We start from the raw sequence: 19176 nt of genomic DNA on the forward strand, positions 1-19176 counted from the left end.
AGCGCGAGGGGCGCCCGCCATTACGCCGTGAGATGCGGCGGAGTATCTGCGACCGCAAACCAAGCGTGTCTTGCAGTCCAACATGCGAGGCTACGGCGCGGACAAGGTCTGGAAGCAGATGAACCGGGAACGTATCACGATGGCACGTTGCACAGTCGAGCGGCGGATGAAGCAATAGGTTAGCGCGGCGCGAATCGCAGCAAGCAAGTACGCACGGCCATCCCCGAACCGCTGGACGGATCAAGCGTCAATTCAAGGCCGACTGGCCGCACGAACTGTGGGTTTCGGATTTCACATACGATACGCCCAGCTAACGTCCCTGATGAGCGAGAGGTCGGCGTCCTTGTCATAATCCACTTTCATGCTGAATCCTAGACTGTCATTCGTTAAACAAAACGTGCCTTGAGCACTGCCCCGACAACTGCTGATGCGCTCCCTGCGCTACGAGACGCCCCCGGCTCTCTACTGTATCCCGGAACACGCAGCGCTCTCTATTCTCTCGATGGGTCCCAGCAAAAATATATAACTTAGAATTCCCAACACCACGACCGCCCCGGAGATAAAGAAGGCAGCCGAGAAGCTTCCGGTTTTCTGCGCCACAAACCCGGTCACGATCGGCGCAGACAGGCCGATCAGATTGGCAATACAATTCACGATACCGCCCAGCGCCGCCACACTTCCCTGAGGCGCGATCAGTGCAACAATGCTCGACGCTGTCGGCGCCGTGATGGCGAGTCCCGCAGCGCCTAGCGACAGGAACACCAGCGCCATTTGCAGTGAAGTTGCGAACGCCGCGCCAACTACGGCAAGCGATAAAACCATGCTCCCTACCAAAACAGCCCGGCGCACCTGGGTTGCTTCCTTGCCTCGCATGATCAGCTGGTCTACCAGCCAGCCGCCGATCACGAACTCCGCGATTACTGCCACGATCCAGGGAATCGTCGTGTACATGCCGCTCGCAAGAACGTTTAGGCCTAGTTGTTTTGCGAGGAATCCCGGAAGCCAGGTCAGCAGAACGTAGTAGGTGTACGTGTAACTGGCGTATCCCAGGGCAAGGCCCCAAGTCTTGCGCTGTGTGAGCAAGTAGGAAATCTTCGTGGGGCGATAATTTTCCGAAGCACGCTCGGTCTGAGCTCCGCCCTCCAAAATAAACTCATGCTCCGCGGCCCTCAGCAAGCCACGCGAGCGCATTTCAGAGGGATTTCTGTACAGCGCCCAAAACAAGACTGCATAGCCTACGCTTACGATGCCGGTGAGATGAAACGCCGCCTGCCAACCCCAGCGGTTGACCACATAGGCCATCGCCGGAATGCCAATTACATTCGACAACTTCGCCGCGCCGTCTAGCAGTGACGTGCACATGCCTCGCTCACTGTTCGGAAACCAGTAGCCCGTCGCCTTCCATGCGGCGGGAATCATCGGCGTCTCAGCCACGCCCAGGATCAACCGGGCCACGATCAGCAGTCCCAGGCCGCCCGCTGCGGCGGTCATAAAGGTTGCAACGCCCCACATGACCGTGGCGATTCGCATCACCCACTTGACGCCGACCTTATCGATAAACGCTCCTATGGGTATTTGCAGAAGCGCATAGGTCCACAAAAACGATGAAAAGACAATCCCCAACTGGGACGGATCGAGGTTCAGCGCATGCGCCAACGGTTGGGCGGCGATCGACAGGTTCACGCGGTCCACGTAATTGACAAACGCACCGGTGCCGAGCAAGCCACCAATCAGCCAGCGTGTACGGCCGGGTGCGGACAGGTCTTCGGCACCGTTCGAGATCGAGTTCATTTGTCGTCAGCCCCTGCCGCTTCCTCAAAGAGCTGAACGGTTTGCTCCCAGGCTGTGCGTAGGCCGAGTGCAAGCGCACCGTGCTCCATCGTTAGGACCATCTTGTAGGCGCCGTTTTTGATGGCGAAAGCCTTTTCTTCAACACTCCATGCTGGCAGGATCCACGGCTTATTCGCTTCGTGCGCCGCTTCGGCAATGGCCTTCAGGTCCTGCCAGTCTCCTTCGATGCGTTTGTATGAGCCACGTGAACGACGCAACGACAAGTCCGACGGACCGATGAATACGCCATCTACGGAAGGAAGCGCAAGAATCTCGCGGACTTCCGCCAACGCCTGCGCGTCTTCGATCATGGCGAAACACAAAGTCTCGCAATCTTGCCGTTTCAGCCATTCGTCGTCAAAACCGCCGTAACCCGCCGTGCGGCCACCAGCAAAGCTCCGCGCCCCTACAGGAGGAAACTTGGCGAACGCGCAGATCTTCTCTGCGTGAGCCGCACCCTCTATGTGCGGAATTACGATCGCGTCCGCGCCAAAATCCAACGCTTGCTGGATCGGTTCACGAGACGGACCCAGCACTTTCGCGAACACTTTCAGCTCGAGACCCTTGAGCGCCGGAATGAAACGTTCCAGTGCGGCGAGATCAAAGGTTCCGTGCTCGATATCCAGAACCACCGCCCGGTATCCGATCATCGCCGCTATCTCCGCGGCGGCCAGATTTGGCCCGGACAACCACACAGCCGAACGCATTCGCAGGTCAAAGTCTTTCATGGAATTCCCCACTGAGTAAAAGGAAGATGGTGTTAGTCCAACTCGTGCGGCACGTCAGAACTTGTGGTTGATGCCGGCGCGCAAGAAAAGCTGATGACTGGACCTCGAGGCAGTCAGTCCGTTGATGGACGCAACCGCCGTGGTACCCGTCGAATCGATACCGCTCGCGTCCTGCGCAACGGCCAGAAGATACGCATCTGTCCGTTTCGAAAGGAAGTAGTCGAGCATGGCGTTCACCTGGTGATAATGCGCACGCTCTGCCTTTGTGAAATCGTACGATGCGTCCACCATCAGGGACGGCGTGATGTACTGCATCACGCTGACCTCGAGGTTATGAAACTTCACACTCCCGGCGTTCGGCGTCGACGACGTAGTGACGATGTCGGCGAAACTGGTATACGTGTACATCGCACCGAGAGTCGTTCCCTTAAACGTGTATTTGGTGGCAGTACCGAACACCGAATAGGTCCGCGCCGATGCATATCCACGATAAACCGGGCTCGTGACCGGATTGAGATAGGTTGTACCTGTGACGGGCGTCACGGTGCCGCCATAAGCTGCTGTCGCGGGATTTTTGACGTTTAGATACGCGGCGTTCAGGGTGAATCCGCCCGCGGTGTACCCGCCGCCCGTGCTGAAGATTCTGTTTTTCGTCGTACTGCCCGCCACTCCTCCCGGCGCGATCAGGCCGTTGAACGTGAAGCCGTTCAGATTCGGACTTGCATACTTGAAGGCGTTGTTTTCACGAAAGGCATCGTTCACGTTGTCGTAGTCTCCCGGGTGCGCGCCAGGGTAGCCCGCCCACTGATCAGAGGTCGCCAGCGCACCCAAGTAGTTCGCAACCGAGTCGTACTGACGGCCTGCCGTGAACGTTCCGTAACGGCTGCTGAGGCCGACGAACGCCTGTCTTCCGAACATCAGGCCGCCCTGGCCGAGTGCACCTGAAAAACCATCGAAGCCATTTTCGAGCGTGAAGATCGCGGCCATGCCCCCATCCAGATCCTCGCGGCCCGTGAAACCCACCCGACTCCCCCATTTGACGCTACTGAGCGCTTGATAGGAAGCCTTGCCGCCGCGGTTGCTCGTGTAGTCGACACCATTGTCGATACTGCCGTACAAGATGACACTGCTTTGAGCAAAAACTGACGTATTGGCAATACCCGCAGACACCAGAACGGCAAGCGCGGCTTGCCTGAAAGCGAGATTCGATAAGCGCATTATATTTTGGATTCCTAATTACTTGTGAAGCATTCATTCTTCTAAGATTTTTTCCACGACGGCTACACGCGCATTCGTGGCAGTCGCAATGCGAGGAAGCCACCGATCAGCAGGCAGAGCGCGATGAGATAGAGCCCCCCCGAGATGTGATGAGTCGCATCCCGAATAATGCCCAGCACGAACGGGCTGATGTAACTTGGCACGCTCGAGATAGAATTGATCAACGCGATACCGACCACGGCCGCTTCACTTTTCAGAATCGACGTGGCAGATGACCAGAAGACGCCGAAGCACGACAAAATGCCAAGGTACGACAAGGCAAGCCCCGCGACTGCCACGACCAGCGAGTGTGCGAAGAACGCGCATACGAACAGGCCCAATGCGCCAGCGACGGAACCCATTGCGTAGTGCCATCTGCATTCTCCCCTCCTATCGGATGAATATCCGACCGCGATCATGCCTATGCCGGCGACTAGGTAGGGGATGGCCGTCACCAGCCCGTTCGTGACGAGATCGGTTACGCCCAGGTCCATTACGATCTGCGGAAGCCAGAACGAGAAGCCAGCGTTGCCCACGATCAGGAAAAGGTAGATGAACGTAAGCAACCAGAAAACACGCGAGCGAACCGCTGCACCGATGCCATTGGACATCCCGTGCGGCACCTGCACTTGCGCATCGACACGTATGGCGACCAGGGACCTCTCCTCGGCCGACAGCCAGCGCGCGTCTTTCGGCCGATTGTCCAGATAGAAATACGCCCAAATCCCGACCAGAACGGACGGAATACCTTCGAGCAAAAACATCCATTGCCAGCCACGCAGTTCGTGCGTGCCGTTGAACGTCCGCATGACGAAGCCCGACAGAGGCGCACCAATGATTCCTGACACCGGGATTGCCGCCATGAAGATCGCGATCATGCGGGCCCGCATGTCGGCCGGGAACCAGTATGTCAGGTAGAGAATGACGCCCGGCACCAAGCCGGCTTCAGCGACACCGAGAAGAAACCGCATGAGGTAGAAACTGGTGGACGAGTGAATGAACATCATGCCGGTGGACAACGCTCCCCAGAGGATCATGATCCGGCTAATCGTCACGCGTGCGCCAAAGCGATTCAGCATCACGTTGCTGGGCACTTCAAAGCACAAATACCCGATGAAGAATATCCCTGCGCCCAAGCCATAAACCCGATCGGAGAAGCCCAGATCTGCGCCAAACTGCAGCTTCGCGTAGCCGATGTTCACCCGGTCCAAATACGAAAGGACATACACCAGGAAAAGGAAAGGCATGATCCGAAGCGCGATCTTCTTGAAGATGCGGGCTTCATTCTCTGAAGAACTTACGCAACGAAGTCCGGCAGCAAGTGAACTCAATTTCGAATCAGACATTTTCCCGCCTAGATGCAGATGAATGGGAATGAGCGTCGTGCAATGCGTCGATGGTTACCGCCACTGGGCCACGGGAGCGATCGGGTGGTGGTGTTTCTTGGGCTAGCCTCTACGCGTATCGACGAGGGCGGTGGCTCCGGAGATATCGGGAAGCCGCTCGCCCTTTGCAAGCCGTTCCAGAAGCAACAGTTCCGCCTGCTGCATATCGAGCGCCATGCGGCCGATCTGCGCAGCGCGCCCCGCTTCGAGCACCACGACCCCGCTTTCATCGGCGAGAATGGCGTCTCCCGGATTCACGGACTGCCCGCCTACGCTGATCGGCACGTTGAAGGCGCCTTCGAGGCCAAGGATCTTCGTGGTGATCGGCGATGGTCCACGGCACCACACGGGCATTTCGCAGCGCCGGATTTCCGAGAAATCGGTCGCGACTCCATCGATCACGGCGCCCGCGACACCTGCGCGCTTCGCAGTATTGGTCACGACGCCGCCCCAACAGGCGTGCCGCGTATCCCCGCAACGCTCGATAACGACAAAATCTCCTGGGCGTAGATGCGGCAGGATGTAATGCAGCAAGGTCGAGTCAGCCCCCGGGATTCGCAGAGTAACAGCCGTCCCCGCGACACGACGCTCGGGCAACACCGCGCGGATCGCCGGATCGACGAAGCCACTGTGTTGCACGTGCCCAATCGTAGCCGTTTCAGCTTGCGCCAATAATTGGAGGGTTTCGGTATCAATTTGACGAGGCAGATCTTTCAGGATGAACATGGTGGCTGCCTCTTCACAGTACGTGGTGGCTGGCAACGGGGACATTGCGGCGAACGCTCGCGGTATAGTCATCGTCGAGCGTTGCGACGATGAATCCCACGCGGTCCGATGCCTGTGCAACCACGCTGCCCCAAGGATCGATCACCATGCTGTGACCCCAGCACGCTTTCGTGCCGTTGCCATGCGTGAAGACCTGACCGCAAGCCACAAAATAGGTTTGCGTCTCGATAGCGCGAGCACGCGACAACACTTCCCAGTGGTCCTTGCCCGTTTGCAGGGTGAAGGCGGCCGGCAGCACGATGATGTCGCATCCTTCGTCGCGCAGCTTTCTAAACAGCTCCGGAAAACGGATGTCGTAGCAGATCGCGCAGCCGACTTTCTGACCGTCGACTTCATAGGTCACGATTTCCGTACCGCGCCCGACCCGCGACGACTCGAGATAGGTGATACCGCCCGGAACTTCGACGTCGAACAGATGGATCTTCCGGTATTTTGCGATGACCTCACCGGTCGGGCCGAAGACAGCGGTGGTGTTGTATCGGGCGGCGCCCTCGCTTTCAACCACGCTTCCTGCGTGGAGCGTGACCTTCAGTTCCCGCGCCAGCGCGGAGAAGCGGTGGAAAATGCCCCCTTGCGGAAACGGCTCGCCGCTTTCCCGTTGGAGGGAATCGCTTGCGCTCAGGCAGGCGAAGTATTCAGGCAGCACGATCAGTGTTGCTCCGTCCGCGGCCGCGGCACGCACCAGGCGCTCAGCTTCTGCGCAATTGGCGTCCTTGTCGTCTTGTGAATTCATTTGGATTGCAGCAATTTTCATGGCGGTTCTCTGTTGGGATGATGTGTTGCTATCCTCCCGCCTTTGATCTTCCCCGTAAAACGAGAAAATCTATTCAAATTCTCAAATTTTTCCGATCAGTGCCCCACGGTACAATCTAAAAAGTGCCGAGTCGGACGTTTTCGGGGTACGCGAGCAGACCGGACGTGCGTGCCTTAACCCTTTATTGATCACTTGCTTAATTTTGGCGTGTCATGAACCTGCGTTTTCTCGAAACCTTCGTTTGGGCGGCCCGCCTTAATAGCTTTCGTTTAGCGGCAGAGAAATTGAACCTGAGCCAGGCGACGATTTCAGCTCGAATAGCGGCACTGGAACAAGAGCTGGGCATAAAGCTGTTCCAAAGAAGCGGTAGGGACACGAGCCTGACAGTGCAAGGTGAACGCGCGCTCACGGGCGCCGACGAACTACTAAGAGCCGCTGCCAAGTTTCGGCTCCAATTGAATGGACTTGAACACGCACGGGGAACGATTCGAATTGGCGTGATCGACGCAATCGCGTTCACGCTCCTTCCGCTGATCGTGGACCGATTGAATACGACCTACCCAAACGTCAATTTCGAGTTACATGCTGATACGAGCATCAACCTCGCACGGCAACTGACAGAGAGCAAGCTGCATCTGGCCTTGCTCATGGGTCCGGTTCACGGAACAGACATTGTCAGTCGCCCCATGTTCAACCTGTCTGCAACCTGGATCGCGGGTCCATCCTTTCCTAACGCAGAAACGCCGATCGATCTAGACGTTCTGGTCAGCCATCCCATCATTTCATTTCCAAAAGGCTCCGACCCGCATGAAACAATGCGAGGCTATTTTCGCCGAGACGTCTTCCAGGCAATGCGTGTTTATACGTCCAATTCCGTTGCCACAATTGTCAAGCTGGTCAGCGATGGATTGGGGGTGGCAGTTCTCCCGGAAGCAATCGTGAAAGACGAGATAACGAGCGGCAAGCTCCTGAAGCTCGACGTGATCCAACCATTTCCCGCGTTCGCTTTCCATCTTGCGTATGTCGACGCGCCGGAGACTTCGCTACCCGGACTCATTGCCGACCTAGTCAGCGCTGCAGCACATGACTACTGTCGGCAGGAAACTTCTCGAGTTGCTTGGGTTCCGTGAGTCGCCAGGTGCCACTCTTTTTTCATCGCTCTGTCGTAACACGGCGCGTAACCGCAGGGGCCCGCTCGCCGAACTTCTCTTCGGGGCGCACCCAGGTCTTCATCCCAAGCACGCTAACGGCAAGCCCCTCGGCGTGATCGCCAGCAGGCTGGGCATCATGAAGCCTTGCTCATGGTTGCCGGTGCCGCGACCCAAACGCTCAGTCGCTTGCAGATGAGACAGGTTGAACTCCGTTGTGTCCTGAACCGCCAGCACGATCGGCACCTGCCTCATGCGATCGAGCGTTTGCGCAATATGGGGCGCGAGGATGCCGTCCTTGTCGACCTGCGTATTATCGAAGAAACAGTAGGCTGGCTTAAGCGATTGTGGAAACCAACCGTTGCGGACTGCACGCGAGTCGGCGAGCCAGCGCAACAAGGCGCTGCGCCAGGCGTGCATCACCCAGATTCGCCTCCCCGAATTCGGCACTTGCCCAGTCACCCGTCTCGTTCTCGTTGACGAATTGCAACTGCCGTTGCGAACAGAATGGGCCGAAATCAACATCGACGCAGACTGTTTACAAGCGATCATCCATCACGCCGCTCACGAAGATGTGGGGCCTTATTGCAGCCGATACAGTCACTGCGGATCCCTATGAAATCCGCTGACTCGCCCCTCATTGGCGTCACGAGCTAAGGGCTCTTATGCACATTCAGGTTTAGCGAGTTCAGGTCCAACCTGTCTAGTCATCACATTCGACTGCCGACGCAACCTTTCGACGTGCCATCCTGTGTAAAACGTAAACTCCCTACGCAGCGCTAAACCGTTCAGGCTTTGCGCGTGGTCGCGGATCGCCTTATCGCCCGTCGTAGGAGCACTTTCGACGAAGAGCTTGGGATCCTGGTCCCACTCAGCCTCAGTGACGACCTATTACGGCCGGATCGGCCAGATGGCATCCAGATGACCATGCATGTGAGAAGGGACATCGAAATGGACCGAGTAGTGATCATATAGTTCTCACAGCGCGGCGGCGGCACATCGCGATGCTGCCGCCGCGACCCCTACGGGATTCGCATCCTCCTTGGAACTCGCCAATGTCGGACCCGAAAGCAAACCCATGGCTTGTGCCGGCGCTTGGATTCGTCGCAGCCTTGTAGCCCAAAGGGCACCACTCTTTGATCAGAACCTGTGACGGATACCTAGGCTGGCGATTTCCTGCGAGCGCGACCCCGATGGGTAGTCGTAGTCGGCCACCGTGGCTGTCGCGCCGGTGCCGGACGCACGCTGATATGCACCGACAACATAAACGTCCGTACGTTTGGACACACTATAGTCAGCGCCGAGCGAAACCTGGTTGTACGAAGCCGACGGTCCGTTCCCCGAAGCATGAGTGAATGTGTAACCCAGGCCCAGCAGCGTAGCCGCCGTCAGTTGATAGCTCACAAAACCTGCACCAACGTCGTAGTGCTCGGTGAAGCTGAACGTCGAGAATGCATCAGGCTTGTACTGGGCATTGCTATACCGCAAACCAGCAGTGAACGGGCCGCTCACGTACTGGCCTGCAATTGAGACGATGCGGATTGACATCGCCGATTGGTACGGCAGGTTAATCGAATTGAACGTACCGTCCGACGTTGCACCGGCACTCCAGCTCCCATTCCGAGACGCTGCCGAGCCCGCATTGTCCATGCGAAGGTAACCTGCGGCGAGGCTAAAAGGGCCATTAGAGTAGCTAGCCGCTCCCGACCATGTCTGCCCCGATCCAGTTGAACCTGCAACCCCGCCGAACGCATACATGGCTTCGACCTGGAAGCCCGCGTATGTTTGCGACGTGTACTTGACTGCATTGTTTGTACGCGAGCTGTTATCGTTGTTATCGACATCGCTAGGCGTCGAAAATGTAGAGCCCCAGTAGTTGTCAGCGGTGAATTGCTGAACTTGGTCAACGACCGGGTCGTACTGGCGGCCAACGGTCACGGTGCCCCAATGGTCACTCGCGAGCCCAACGAACGCCTGGCGACCGAACTGGCGACCGCCTTGATTGAGCCTACCTGTGTTCGGGTTGAACCCGCTCTCCAACTGGAAAATTGCCCTTAAGCCACCACCAAGGTCTTCTGCGCCTTTGAGTCCCCACCGCGGGCCCTGCAGGTTGCCACCCGCCATACCAATAAAGTTCGCGTCGCTGCCTTTGTTGTCAGTCGTGTTGTGCACGAATTGCAACGAATCGTCGATCACACCATACAACGCGACACTGCTCTGGCCATATGCCGTATTGATGGCACAGACAAGCGCAAACGGAATGACCGACAGTCTGATATTTATCATTTTCATCTCCAAACAATAATTTTTTATATATTTAAATTGGCACTAATCGTATATAGTACTTCTAACAAATTAGCGATTATCGTATTACATACATAAACCTAATTATCTTTTTTAACTAATATCTATAGCAGGCTTCATTATGAATACACCACAGCCCGACAACCTTTCAGTTGTCAAGTGATTCGCACTAGTCACTCCATCGCCCAAGATTTGCTGTGAAAGCGGCCAGAATGGCAGCTTGATCGTCTTGTTTCTAAGTCGCGTCGTTAGTTGAAGTCCCTACCTGACTGACATCCGAAACGGCTGGTCTAGCCCTCCGTAAGTCGACATGCGTTCGCCAAAGATAGTTGTCTAAGGCGCACATGGGACTTCGACTGTGTGTCACGAATAAGTTACATGCGAATTTCGTCGAGCAACGTCTTTTTTCCGTTTTTATAATTGAATATTGAGACTACTCCGTGGAGCAAGTCACCCCTCGGATCAAACGCAATCGGACCGGTAACGCCCTTATAATCAGTACCTTGCATAGCTGCGAGGATTTTTTCCGGATTTGTCGAATCAGCGCTTTTCATGGCTTTGACTACGACGTTCACGGCGTCGTAGGAGTAAGGGGCATATGAGACAACCGGTATACCGAAGCGCTTCTGATACTTTGCCGCAAATTCAGCGCCACCAGACATTTTTCCAAGTGAGATTCCAGGCGACGAGCAGATGACGTTATCCGTTGCGGGACCCGCTAACTCGGACAAGGCCTCCGTACATACTCCGTCTCCGGCCAGAACCCTTGCATGCATGCCTAGCTGCCTCGCTTGCTTGGCGAAGGCCCCCCCTGTCGCATCCATCCCACCGAACATAATTGCATCGGGGTTTTCGCCTTTAATTTTTGTCAGAATTGCACGGAAGTCGATCGCTTTGTCGTTGGTCGCGTCACGTGAAACGATCTTCAGTCCCAGCGATTGAGCGGCGTTTTCGAATTCCCGAGCCAGCCCTTGTCCATACGCAGTTGCATCGTCGACGATCGCGACGGTCTTCAACTTCAATGTGGTCGCCGCATACTTCGCAAGCGCTGGTCCTTGCTGCGCATCGGTGGCAACCACTCGGTAGGTCGTCTTGAAGCCTTGTTGCGTGTAGGTAGGATTTGTTGCGGACGGCGAAATCTGGACGATATGGGCGTCGCTGTAGATCTTCGATGCGGGAATCGATGTGCCCGACGTTCCATGGCCGACAATCGCGACTACGTGTTCGTCAACTAGCTTCTGCGCGACCTGCGTTGCGATACGCGGATCACCCGCATCGTCCTGTGAGTCAAGACGAAGCAAAACCTTTTTGCCTTGAATCACGAGACCTTTACTATTGATCTCCTCTACTGCCATGAGCGCGCCATTTTCCTGATCCTTCCCCAAGTGGGCGATGCTACCGGTTGTGGGCGCGACGTTCCCGATCAGAACGACTTCGTCACTCCACGCGGGATTAGAAATCACAACACTAATCACCACAGATGCGAGTTGATACTTGTTTCTAGAAATACTCATTCCAATTTTCTCCAAAGATTGGGGAAACTACGGTACAACAATGAAATTTGGGTACACCTTGCGATGACCTCAGAGGATGTAAGTCACCCAGACCAAGTGCAGCCCACTTGTGACTCGCCTAGAATCGCGCCTCAGAGGCTCAGAAAATCTCGCGCGACCCCGAGAACCTCCCGAATCGCCGCTTTTCAGCGAGACGGAGAACAGCGTCGCGCGCTCCTACTGATGCGGGACGGAGCCAAACATTCAACTAACGTTTTCTTGATTCCCGTATTCTCGTCTGGTGCCTAATCTGTAAGCTGGACTACCAGTGACACCTATACTTCAAGTCTCAGTCCGGAATTGCGTGTGGAACACTCCCCCAGCCAACACCGCCTTTCCCGCTCGGTTTCACTGTGCAAGAGCTCTGACATGAAAACCACACGTTGATTGCGGAGACCTCGCCTCCCAAAAATCTGAAACAGCAATACGCGGTGGAGTCAGACTAAATTTTTCATCTTCTTGTTTCGTTATACTAATAAAATTGATGGAGAGTTTTTTGAACAGGCCAGAATGAGTGCCTCAAACGCAGACCGCTGTTGAATTCAATTGCATAGCGCCCATGTCGCCATAATCTGGCGCGTATCGGGATGGGAGCAGACGTTCGCGCAGACACCGCACTGCAGCGCGAGCGCCTTGGGCATCCTCGCACTCTGCTCTGACCTGCCAGCGGAACCGAAGGGTGTCATTGCAAGCCTCATCTGTAACCATCATCTTTGGCGCCGTGTTGAGTCGCGGTCTCGCGGAGGTAGAAGCAAACGAGCCGGAAACCAGCACGCGCGATTGTCGTATATCATCCAGCCCTGCTTTCTGTATCATGAACGTAGCATTGCTGTCCTATGTTTAAAACTCTAACATTTAAAGCTTATGGTTCAACAACTTTTTGTGTCGGGACTTACCCCGATCAGCGGGTTGAGCGCGCCCGAGGCAATCGTGCGCCGACTCACTGAGGCGATCATCGCGGGCGAGTTGAAGGCGGGCGACCAACTGCCACGCGAGGACGAGTTGGCCCGGGTGCTGCGAGTCGCACCGATGACGCTACGCAACGCGCTTGCGTCACTTAGAGAGATGGGCCTATTGGTCACGACTCGTGGGCGATACGGCGGCACCTTTGTCGCGAGTGACATCGGGGAGAAACTACGGAAAGCCGCCAAGTCCAACATAATGACCAAGCAGGAACTACGTAGCCTGACGGACTGGCGTCGAGCAATTTCCGGGGAAGCATGCTATCTCGCTGCGGAGCGCGGAAATCAACGAGACTTTTCAAACATACAATCCGCTGCCGAAGAATTCTCCAAATGCTCATCGGACGTCTCTCTCCGGCGACTGGCAGACGCTCGCTTGCATACACTGATTGCAGAGGCGTCCAAGTCGGCAGATCTGGTGCGCCAAGAGATCCATATTCAGGAGCAACTTAACTCCATTATCCTACCGCTGACCACTCCCTCGCTTGTAGGAAACACTCGCTCCATGCATCATGATTCCCTCGTTTCAGCCATCGTCGAGAGGGACGCCGACGGTGCAAGGCGGGAACTTATCGCCCACGTCGAATCGACGTTCGACTGGTGTGTCAGCTTGATGATGTCGAGGCAGACCACCAACAATTGACGCTACCACGTGACGCAGATGACCCATCTCGGTGCGCCAGGCAGCAGGCGCGGCAACACCGCCCCTGTCGCCTGCAATGCCCGGGTTCAACCGTTTAATGAGAAGACAGCGTAGCGTGTAGCTTCAGCGCTTCCGCTTGCAAACCATTGCTTCCGCGCACACGCGTCCAATCGCACCGAGCAGCAATACCTTTGTTTGGCAGGTCCGGCATCCTTCTGCACGACAGGGCGCTGCCGAACTCAATTCCGTCGGAGATTGCCGGCACGTGCAGTTGACAAAGCGCTGACCGAGATCGTCGGTGGCTACGGAGCCATGTGCACGACCACTTCTCGAATGCGAAGCCAGCAAAGCTCGCCATTCACGGACGGGACGCTCCCCCAATCACGCACTGAGTCTACCAATTCGACGATGAGATGTTTGTTCAGTAGAAGTCTAACGACTTCGCTTCCATCGATAAGAAGCCCAGACGAATATGAACCAAAGCGGCGAGACGAGAAGCGCAGCGCGCGTGTCAGCTCTAATCGCGAGCAAGCACAATACAAGAAGAAGAAAAACGAGTGTAACCACAGCGGCAGCTGCACCGCCAGGGCTGCGGAAGCGTGACAGACGGTGAACGTCCGGACATTTTCGCGTGTAGGAGATGTAAGCGGCGAGAATCATTGACCAGGTGAAGATCACGAGAATCGCTGAGACGGTCGAAACTAGGGTGAAGACGGTCATCACCTCGGGGATGATGACCAGAAGCAACAATCCCACAAGCATGCACATACCTGAGAAAATCAGGCTAAAAACCGGCACGCCGTTCGAAGATAGTCGGCCGAACGCTACTGGCGCGTTCTTCCACGCCGCCAGACCAAATAGCATTCGACTACCAGAATAGACGCCGCTATTTGCGGATGAGGCTGCGGAGGTCAAGACGACGAAGTTAATGATACTTGCAGCGGCAGGAAAACCTGCGAGTTTGAACAGCTCGACAAATGGACTGCGAGTGGATGGAACGTATTGCCAAGACACAACGCTGATGATGCACACCAGCGACAGGACGTAAAATAAAAGGATCCGCGCTGGGATCGTATTGATCGCCTTCGGCAGAGTCTTTTCGGGGTCTTTGGCCTCTGCTGCTGTCGTTCCGATTAGCTCGGTGCCAGCAAATGAGAAAATGGCAATCTGGAATCCAGCAAAGAACCCGGTAATGCCGTGCGGAAATATTGTGCCGGGGGCCGCCATATGCGAAAACGAGGCGACGACACCGTTCGGCGAAGTGAATGACGTTGCGATCATTACAAGTGCAGTAGTGACCAGCGCCACAATCGCCACGATTTTTACGATCGCCAACCAGAACTCCACTTCGCCAAATATCCTTACCGCCATCATGTTCAGTGCAAGAAGAAGCGCCATCGTGAAAAGAGCTGGCAACCACGCAGGCACACTCGGAAACCAATACTGGACGTAGCCAGCGACCACAACGACGTCGCCGATCACTGCCACACTCCAGCTCAACCAATAGGACCAGCTCAGTACGTAACCGGCGCGAGGCCCAAGATAGATGCCAACAATATCCGCGAATGACCGAACCCGCGAATCGGACAGCAGGAGCTCGCCCATCGCTCGCATCACAAAAAACAGGAAAAATCCGATGATTGCATAGACGAGAACAATCGATGTTCCTGCGAGCTCGATTACCTTACCGGAGCCCATAAACAGCCCTGTACCAATCGCACCTCCAATTGAAATAAGCTGCACATGTCGATTATCGAGTTTGCGCTCAAGGCTTTGGCGATCAACCTCATACAAATCAGTTGTACTATCATTGCGTGTAACACTAGTGTCCATCACATGTCTCTGTATTTCGTAAAACGTTAAATGTATTGGCAGATCATTTCTATACTGAATTGTCGATACTGCTATGTGAGGTTCGAGAGAAATGAGGTCGAAGGTCTGCCTGTCCGTATCGTGCTCTGGCCACCGTCTCGCTTGTTTGTCCAAGCAAAAACAACGACGACACACATCCGTCCTGCCGGAGTACCACGACTAATCCGGACGTTTTGGTTCTCGATGGCACCAGGTCGGCCACACCCTTGCCCGCCAGAGATTTTTGGCCGCGTACCTCCCTGACGGCGCATCCTCTCCGTACCACCGTACGGCGTCCTCAAGCTGACGCCCACGCAGGAAACAATCTGCTGTTCACTGTGAATTGCCCAGGGCCATCAACACGCGTGGCGCCGTTCGAGGATAAGATAGTCCGTACGTTTCTCCAGTGGTATCGCGTTATGCGTCGATCTTATCGACTGGTCGCCGGTAGTCTTCCATGGCGTCGCAACCAGTCGAGTTGGATCAGGCAGACACGACCCGTGCTCCCTCGATCTTTCTCGACCCCTTCCGTCGCTCAGATAGGTTAAGCACGGGTTCTCTCGCTCGAACTGAGCGTCAATATATTGACATCCAATCGGAGGACCAGTCAGGCTGTCCAAAATCCGACATCGATGCAAATAATCTCCAGAATGAGTACAGTGAGTATCGACGACTGCTACTTGCGATCGCTATTGCCACGTGTATGTGCGATCTAAATAAGGCTCAAAACGGTCGCCTTTGCGATGCGCGGCGGAAAGTAGGTCGCATGTTTTTTGTGGCCCTACGATTCCCGCAACCTACTTGCATGGATCTCACGGTGAACCACCGGCGACAAAAATATGTAACTCTAGTTACCCTATTGATTGAACGTCGAGTTCAGCATGAATATTCATGCACGCGGAACTCACGTCTACTCAGAAAATAGCGACGCGGATGGCTTTCGCGTCGATACCGTCAATGAACCTGTATCAACATGACACTCGACGTTCTGCGTAGGTAGCGCATTGCAGCGCGAATGACTCGAGGATTCGTCCAATTTGCGCCTGGTCGGCCATCGGATCCTCAGGGTGCCATTGCACGCCAACTCCCCAGGCTTCTCCCTTTAGCTCTATCGCCTCGATAATTCCGTCGGGAGCAACCGCGGCGACTCTCAACTCATTGCCTAACGTGCCTATCGCTTGATGATGCGCAGATCGAATCTCAATGTCCTGTTCCCCGAAAATTGACGAAAGTCTCGTCTCGGGCAGGATGCGAACGCTATGCCCGGTCAGCGCAGAATTGTCTTCGGCGACATTGTGTACAGTACTGGGGCCAATGTCCTGAAGCAACGTGCCTCCTTGAGCAACGTTCAACAACTGCATACCACGGCAGATCCCGAAGATCGGCATCTGCACTTCGACGGCGCGGCGCAAAAGGGAAATCTCGAATTCATCCGCATTTGGATTGATTCCGTACGAGCAGACACTTTCCATGCTCTGACCATACTGTGCCGGATCGACATCGGCTCCGCCAAGAACTATCAGCCCGTCGTATAAGTCGGCCAGAACTTGGGGCTCGCAGTTGGGCGCAACCGCGTTGACCGCGTGCCCCGTCACACCGACGATCAAAAGCTGGTCATGCACGCTGTCCGCAAGAGTCTGTAGCGTGGAATTGAGCTGTGGTGTCGCAAGCGGTGAACCAAAGGAGCCGGAAACCAGTACCCGCAATTGTCGCGGAGAGGGCGTATCAGATCGCTGTTCCATCATCTCGTGGGCAAGTATTTGATGGATAAAACTCTAACATATAGATGTTATCTTTAAAAACGCTTTTATACCAGGGCTTACCCCGATCGCGGTGGAACAGGTGGGGCTACGCAAGAGACTCATTCGCTAAGCAAAGATCCGCCCCTCAAATAACGCACAACCAGTGATGTTCCCGCTCAAGTACATGTGTCTTGCTGATTTCTGATACTACCCACCGTTTCGGCTGCATAGATCGGGAGTTCTCCAACTACTCCGCCGAGTTCACCATGCTACCGTCAACACACCCGCGTCAGCCCACGCTCAATGCGTGGCACCTTTGGGGTTGTGTCTGCCCCCGGAATGGTGCGCTCTCGAAAATGGTTTATGGTGCGGCTCCCACAGCACGGAAGCCGCGATTTTCCAGTCGTCGTCTTTGGGACCGTTGTACGAGCGCTGGAATAGACAATCGCCTTTCAGGAGATGCATGGAAATTACACTCGGCGCGTTGATGTGCCGCGACCAATTCATCGAGCGGGGCCGTGTGAAGCTGATGATCGTAAAGTGCAAGCAGTCGTGCGGTCGGTTGAACTGCATTCGATTTCAAACTGTAATGAGACCCGAGGCTGCGGGACATTGCGAGTTCACCTAGGTTGAGATCCGCTTCGGTGTATATCGACAGATCTCCGTTACCGAAGCCGGCGTCAAACAAATAAAATGATGCAAACATTGTTCGAACGATGACTCCCAAATGGAATGCGGTGCCGTGCTCAGTACGTAGAGCACTGAAACAGAGATGATTTCGAAGCGACAGATCGATAATCGCCGCAGCGGAAAGCCTGACGGCCACCCTTTGCGTGGTGTTCCGGACGCGTAGTGCCATGTCGAGTAGGAGGTAAAGATTCGTGCAGATGCGAGACCACTGTCACAAACGGCAGCGAAAGGCGGAATCCACGCTTCGCACCGGTTTTGCCCTACAGGAATCGTAGGGCCGGCGTCGCATGAGTGACAGTGTCTAGCGGCATGGAAATCCCAGCAGCTCGCCCTTCCCAGTCCAAAAAAACGCTCACAAGAAGGCGCCCAAACGGCGCGACGCACTGCGCTACAGCATTCGGCGGATACCTCGCTATCGCTGGTGTGTGCCTTCTTCAGCTCATCTAGAGAAAGCCATCTGATTAATTTCCGGAGAACCTCTAACGTTTTTCGTTTGCATGAAAAACACATCCGGATGAATTACGTAAGATCAACCGCACGCAATTGGTAATCTTGTTTTCACGAACTTTTTTAGATATTTCTTAAACCGTTCCGCCTGATAGCAAAAAGCTCTAATTAAACTAAATTCCAGCTTGACATTCTTTTGATGGAAATAATGGAATCAACTCAAAAATCACCAGAAAAATGATCCGTGTCAATCACAACTCCATCCGGCTCAAGGAGCGCACACGCTGTTTTCAGTAAATTTACAAGCTGTCGGAGATTTCCTGGCCACGGATGCTGGCGAATTGCTCTGACAGCTAAAGGAGTAAGCGTGATTTCTGATCGGCCTCCACAATGAATTTTCAAAATCTTGTCAACCAATAACATTATGTCCTTCCTATCACGTAGAGGTTGGAGAAACACTTCTACCCGACCGAAGAAGCGATATAGGTCTTCAGAAAACTCCCCCCTGGATACAGCCGCACTTAGATTAATACTCGTTGCACAGATAACTTTTGTTTTCATTACCCCGCACTCGGGAGCCGACGAAGCCATCTTTTCCACCACAGGAAGCAAGCGTTGCTGGATTTCCTCAGACATCTGGTCAACGTGATCCAAAAACAGGATTCCAGCACCGGTGCGATCCATTTTAAGAATGATATTTTCCGGGCTCAGAGGTGGCTGATTTGGTTCGTATCCAAGCAGCATTTTATGCAAAGAATTTTCTTGCATTGCTGAGCAGTCAACCACGCAAAGCGGCCTGTTGGACCAGGGTGAGATTGCGTGCAGAGCACCCACAAACGCCGTCTTTCCAGTACCAGTTTCACCGCCGACTAGCAAAGAACCAGCGCGCGCAAATGCTGTGAATACTGGCTCCATACAAGGGACTGTGTCGCAGTGATTGCTTGAGCAAAGGCAGCGATTTGGGTAGGCGATTTCAAAGTAGGCGCGCTTAGGCCGCGACCGCCGCCGAGTCCCGTCCCCTTCTTTTACAGTGAGAAAGTTAACTCTATCCATACTTGGCAAAGTTCGATAAATAGCGTCACGATCTGACCTCAAT

General features: G+C 54.9%; 15 protein-coding genes and 1 pseudogene. 3 read left to right on the top strand and 13 right to left on the bottom strand.

Going from position 1 to position 19176, the window contains the following annotated elements; all coding sequences use genetic code 11:
* Positions 1-40: 40 nt before the first annotated feature.
* A pseudogene (locus HV773_RS37465) lies at positions 41-170 on the top strand (IS3 family transposase); the annotation flags it as partial.
* Between the two features lie 292 nt (positions 171-462).
* Here the strand turns inward: HV773_RS37465 and HV773_RS06385 are convergent.
* The 6 genes from HV773_RS06385 to HV773_RS06410 all read right to left on the bottom strand — a co-directional run bounded on the left by HV773_RS06385 (position 463) and on the right by HV773_RS06410 (position 6740).
* Positions 463-1791: an MFS transporter gene (locus tag HV773_RS06385; protein WP_115783752.1), complete on the bottom strand. Its 1329-nt coding sequence runs from the start codon at positions 1789-1791 to the stop codon at positions 463-465.
* Positions 1788-2558 (bottom strand): HpcH/HpaI aldolase family protein, encoded by a 771-nt coding sequence (locus tag HV773_RS06390; RefSeq protein WP_115783753.1) that lies wholly within the window; start codon positions 2556-2558, stop codon positions 1788-1790. Before HV773_RS06390 ends, HV773_RS06385 begins: the two co-directional genes overlap by 4 nt.
* A gap of 54 nt (positions 2559-2612) precedes the next feature.
* Positions 2613-3776, bottom strand: coding sequence for a porin (locus HV773_RS06395; protein ID WP_115783754.1), 1164 nt, complete (start codon positions 3774-3776; stop codon positions 2613-2615).
* A gap of 62 nt (positions 3777-3838) precedes the next feature.
* Complete coding sequence (locus tag HV773_RS06400) at positions 3839-5161, bottom strand: MFS transporter (RefSeq protein WP_115783755.1); 1323 nt, start codon at positions 5159-5161, stop codon at positions 3839-3841.
* A 102-nt stretch (positions 5162-5263) separates the two neighbouring features.
* Positions 5264-5926, bottom strand: coding sequence for an RraA family protein (locus tag HV773_RS06405; RefSeq protein WP_115783756.1), 663 nt, complete (start codon positions 5924-5926; stop codon positions 5264-5266).
* Between the two features lie 13 nt (positions 5927-5939).
* The gene (locus HV773_RS06410; RefSeq protein ID WP_115783757.1) at positions 5940-6740 is read right to left on the bottom strand and encodes a carbon-nitrogen hydrolase family protein; all 801 of its coding nucleotides are present in this window, start codon (positions 6738-6740) and stop codon (positions 5940-5942) included.
* Positions 6741-6952: 212 nt separating this feature from the next.
* Here HV773_RS06410 and HV773_RS06415 point away from each other — a divergent pair, with 212 nt between their 5' ends.
* Entirely contained in the window at positions 6953-7870 is a 918-nt protein-coding gene (locus HV773_RS06415; RefSeq protein WP_115783758.1) for a LysR family transcriptional regulator, read from the top strand.
* Positions 7871-7969: 99 nt separating this feature from the next.
* On the opposite strand, the gene HV773_RS36765 is transcribed toward HV773_RS06415, so the two are convergent.
* The 4 genes from HV773_RS36765 to HV773_RS06430 all read right to left on the bottom strand — a co-directional run bounded on the left by HV773_RS36765 (position 7970) and on the right by HV773_RS06430 (position 11706).
* Positions 7970-8287, bottom strand: coding sequence for a hypothetical protein (locus HV773_RS36765; RefSeq protein WP_229758342.1), 318 nt, complete (start codon positions 8285-8287; stop codon positions 7970-7972).
* A complete protein-coding gene (locus HV773_RS36770) occupies positions 8226-8378 on the bottom strand; it encodes an IS4/Tn5 family transposase DNA-binding protein (RefSeq protein WP_229758341.1) in 153 nt (50 codons plus the stop codon). Before HV773_RS36770 ends, HV773_RS36765 begins: the two co-directional genes overlap by 62 nt.
* Before the next feature lie 650 nt (positions 8379-9028).
* Entirely contained in the window at positions 9029-10174 is a 1146-nt protein-coding gene (locus tag HV773_RS06425) for a porin (protein ID WP_115783759.1), read from the bottom strand.
* A gap of 392 nt (positions 10175-10566) precedes the next feature.
* Positions 10567-11706, bottom strand: coding sequence for a branched-chain amino acid ABC transporter substrate-binding protein (locus HV773_RS06430; protein ID WP_115783760.1), 1140 nt, complete (start codon positions 11704-11706; stop codon positions 10567-10569).
* Positions 11707-12609: 903 nt separating this feature from the next.
* Between HV773_RS06430 and HV773_RS06435 the strand changes: the two genes are divergently transcribed.
* Positions 12610-13350 (top strand): FadR/GntR family transcriptional regulator, encoded by a 741-nt coding sequence (locus tag HV773_RS06435; RefSeq protein ID WP_115783761.1) that lies wholly within the window; start codon positions 12610-12612, stop codon positions 13348-13350.
* Between the two features lie 432 nt (positions 13351-13782).
* On the opposite strand, the gene HV773_RS06440 is transcribed toward HV773_RS06435, so the two are convergent.
* The 3 genes from HV773_RS06440 to HV773_RS06450 all read right to left on the bottom strand — a co-directional run bounded on the left by HV773_RS06440 (position 13783) and on the right by HV773_RS06450 (position 19133).
* Positions 13783-15183 carry an amino acid permease gene (locus HV773_RS06440; protein WP_115783762.1) on the bottom strand — a complete coding sequence of 467 codons (1401 nt, stop codon included), beginning with the start codon at positions 15181-15183 and terminating at the stop codon, positions 13783-13785.
* 986 nt (positions 15184-16169) lie between these two features.
* Positions 16170-16943 carry a gamma-glutamyl-gamma-aminobutyrate hydrolase family protein gene (locus tag HV773_RS06445; protein WP_175172066.1) on the bottom strand — a complete coding sequence of 258 codons (774 nt, stop codon included), beginning with the start codon at positions 16941-16943 and terminating at the stop codon, positions 16170-16172.
* 1356 nt (positions 16944-18299) lie between these two features.
* The gene (locus HV773_RS06450; protein WP_115783764.1) at positions 18300-19133 is read right to left on the bottom strand and encodes a sigma 54-interacting transcriptional regulator; all 834 of its coding nucleotides are present in this window, start codon (positions 19131-19133) and stop codon (positions 18300-18302) included.
* Positions 19134-19176 lie beyond the last annotated feature (43 nt).

Origin of the sequence: Paraburkholderia caffeinitolerans (assembly GCF_902859945.1) — a bacterium.
Lineage (GTDB): Bacteria > Pseudomonadota > Gammaproteobacteria > Burkholderiales > Burkholderiaceae > Paraburkholderia > Paraburkholderia caffeinitolerans.

Bases quoted from the DNA above. Each gene is read 5' to 3' on its own strand.
- HV773_RS06405 (WP_115783756.1), bottom strand. From the start codon at position 5,926: ATGTTCATCCTGAAAGATCTGCCTCGTCAAATTGATACCGAAACCCTC.
- HV773_RS06440 (WP_115783762.1), bottom strand. From the start codon at position 15,183: ATGGACACTAGTGTTACACGCAATGATAGTACAACTGATTTGTATGAG.
- HV773_RS06450 (WP_115783764.1), bottom strand. From the start codon at position 19,133: ATGGATAGAGTTAACTTTCTCACTGTAAAAGAAGGGGACGGGACTCGG.
- HV773_RS06415 (WP_115783758.1), top strand. From the start codon at position 6,953: ATGAACCTGCGTTTTCTCGAAACCTTCGTTTGGGCGGCCCGCCTTAAT.
- HV773_RS06390 (WP_115783753.1), bottom strand. From the start codon at position 2,558: ATGAAAGACTTTGACCTGCGAATGCGTTCGGCTGTGTGGTTGTCCGGG.
- HV773_RS06445 (WP_175172066.1), bottom strand. From the start codon at position 16,943: ATGGAACAGCGATCTGATACGCCCTCTCCGCGACAATTGCGGGTACTG.
- HV773_RS06385 (WP_115783752.1), bottom strand. From the start codon at position 1,791: ATGAACTCGATCTCGAACGGTGCCGAAGACCTGTCCGCACCCGGCCGT.
- HV773_RS06425 (WP_115783759.1), bottom strand. From the start codon at position 10,174: ATGATAAATATCAGACTGTCGGTCATTCCGTTTGCGCTTGTCTGTGCC.
- HV773_RS06435 (WP_115783761.1), top strand. From the start codon at position 12,610: ATGGTTCAACAACTTTTTGTGTCGGGACTTACCCCGATCAGCGGGTTG.
- HV773_RS06395 (WP_115783754.1), bottom strand. From the start codon at position 3,776: ATGCGCTTATCGAATCTCGCTTTCAGGCAAGCCGCGCTTGCCGTTCTG.
- HV773_RS06410 (WP_115783757.1), bottom strand. From the start codon at position 6,740: ATGAAAATTGCTGCAATCCAAATGAATTCACAAGACGACAAGGACGCC.
- HV773_RS06430 (WP_115783760.1), bottom strand. From the start codon at position 11,706: ATGAGTATTTCTAGAAACAAGTATCAACTCGCATCTGTGGTGATTAGT.
- HV773_RS06400 (WP_115783755.1), bottom strand. From the start codon at position 5,161: ATGTCTGATTCGAAATTGAGTTCACTTGCTGCCGGACTTCGTTGCGTA.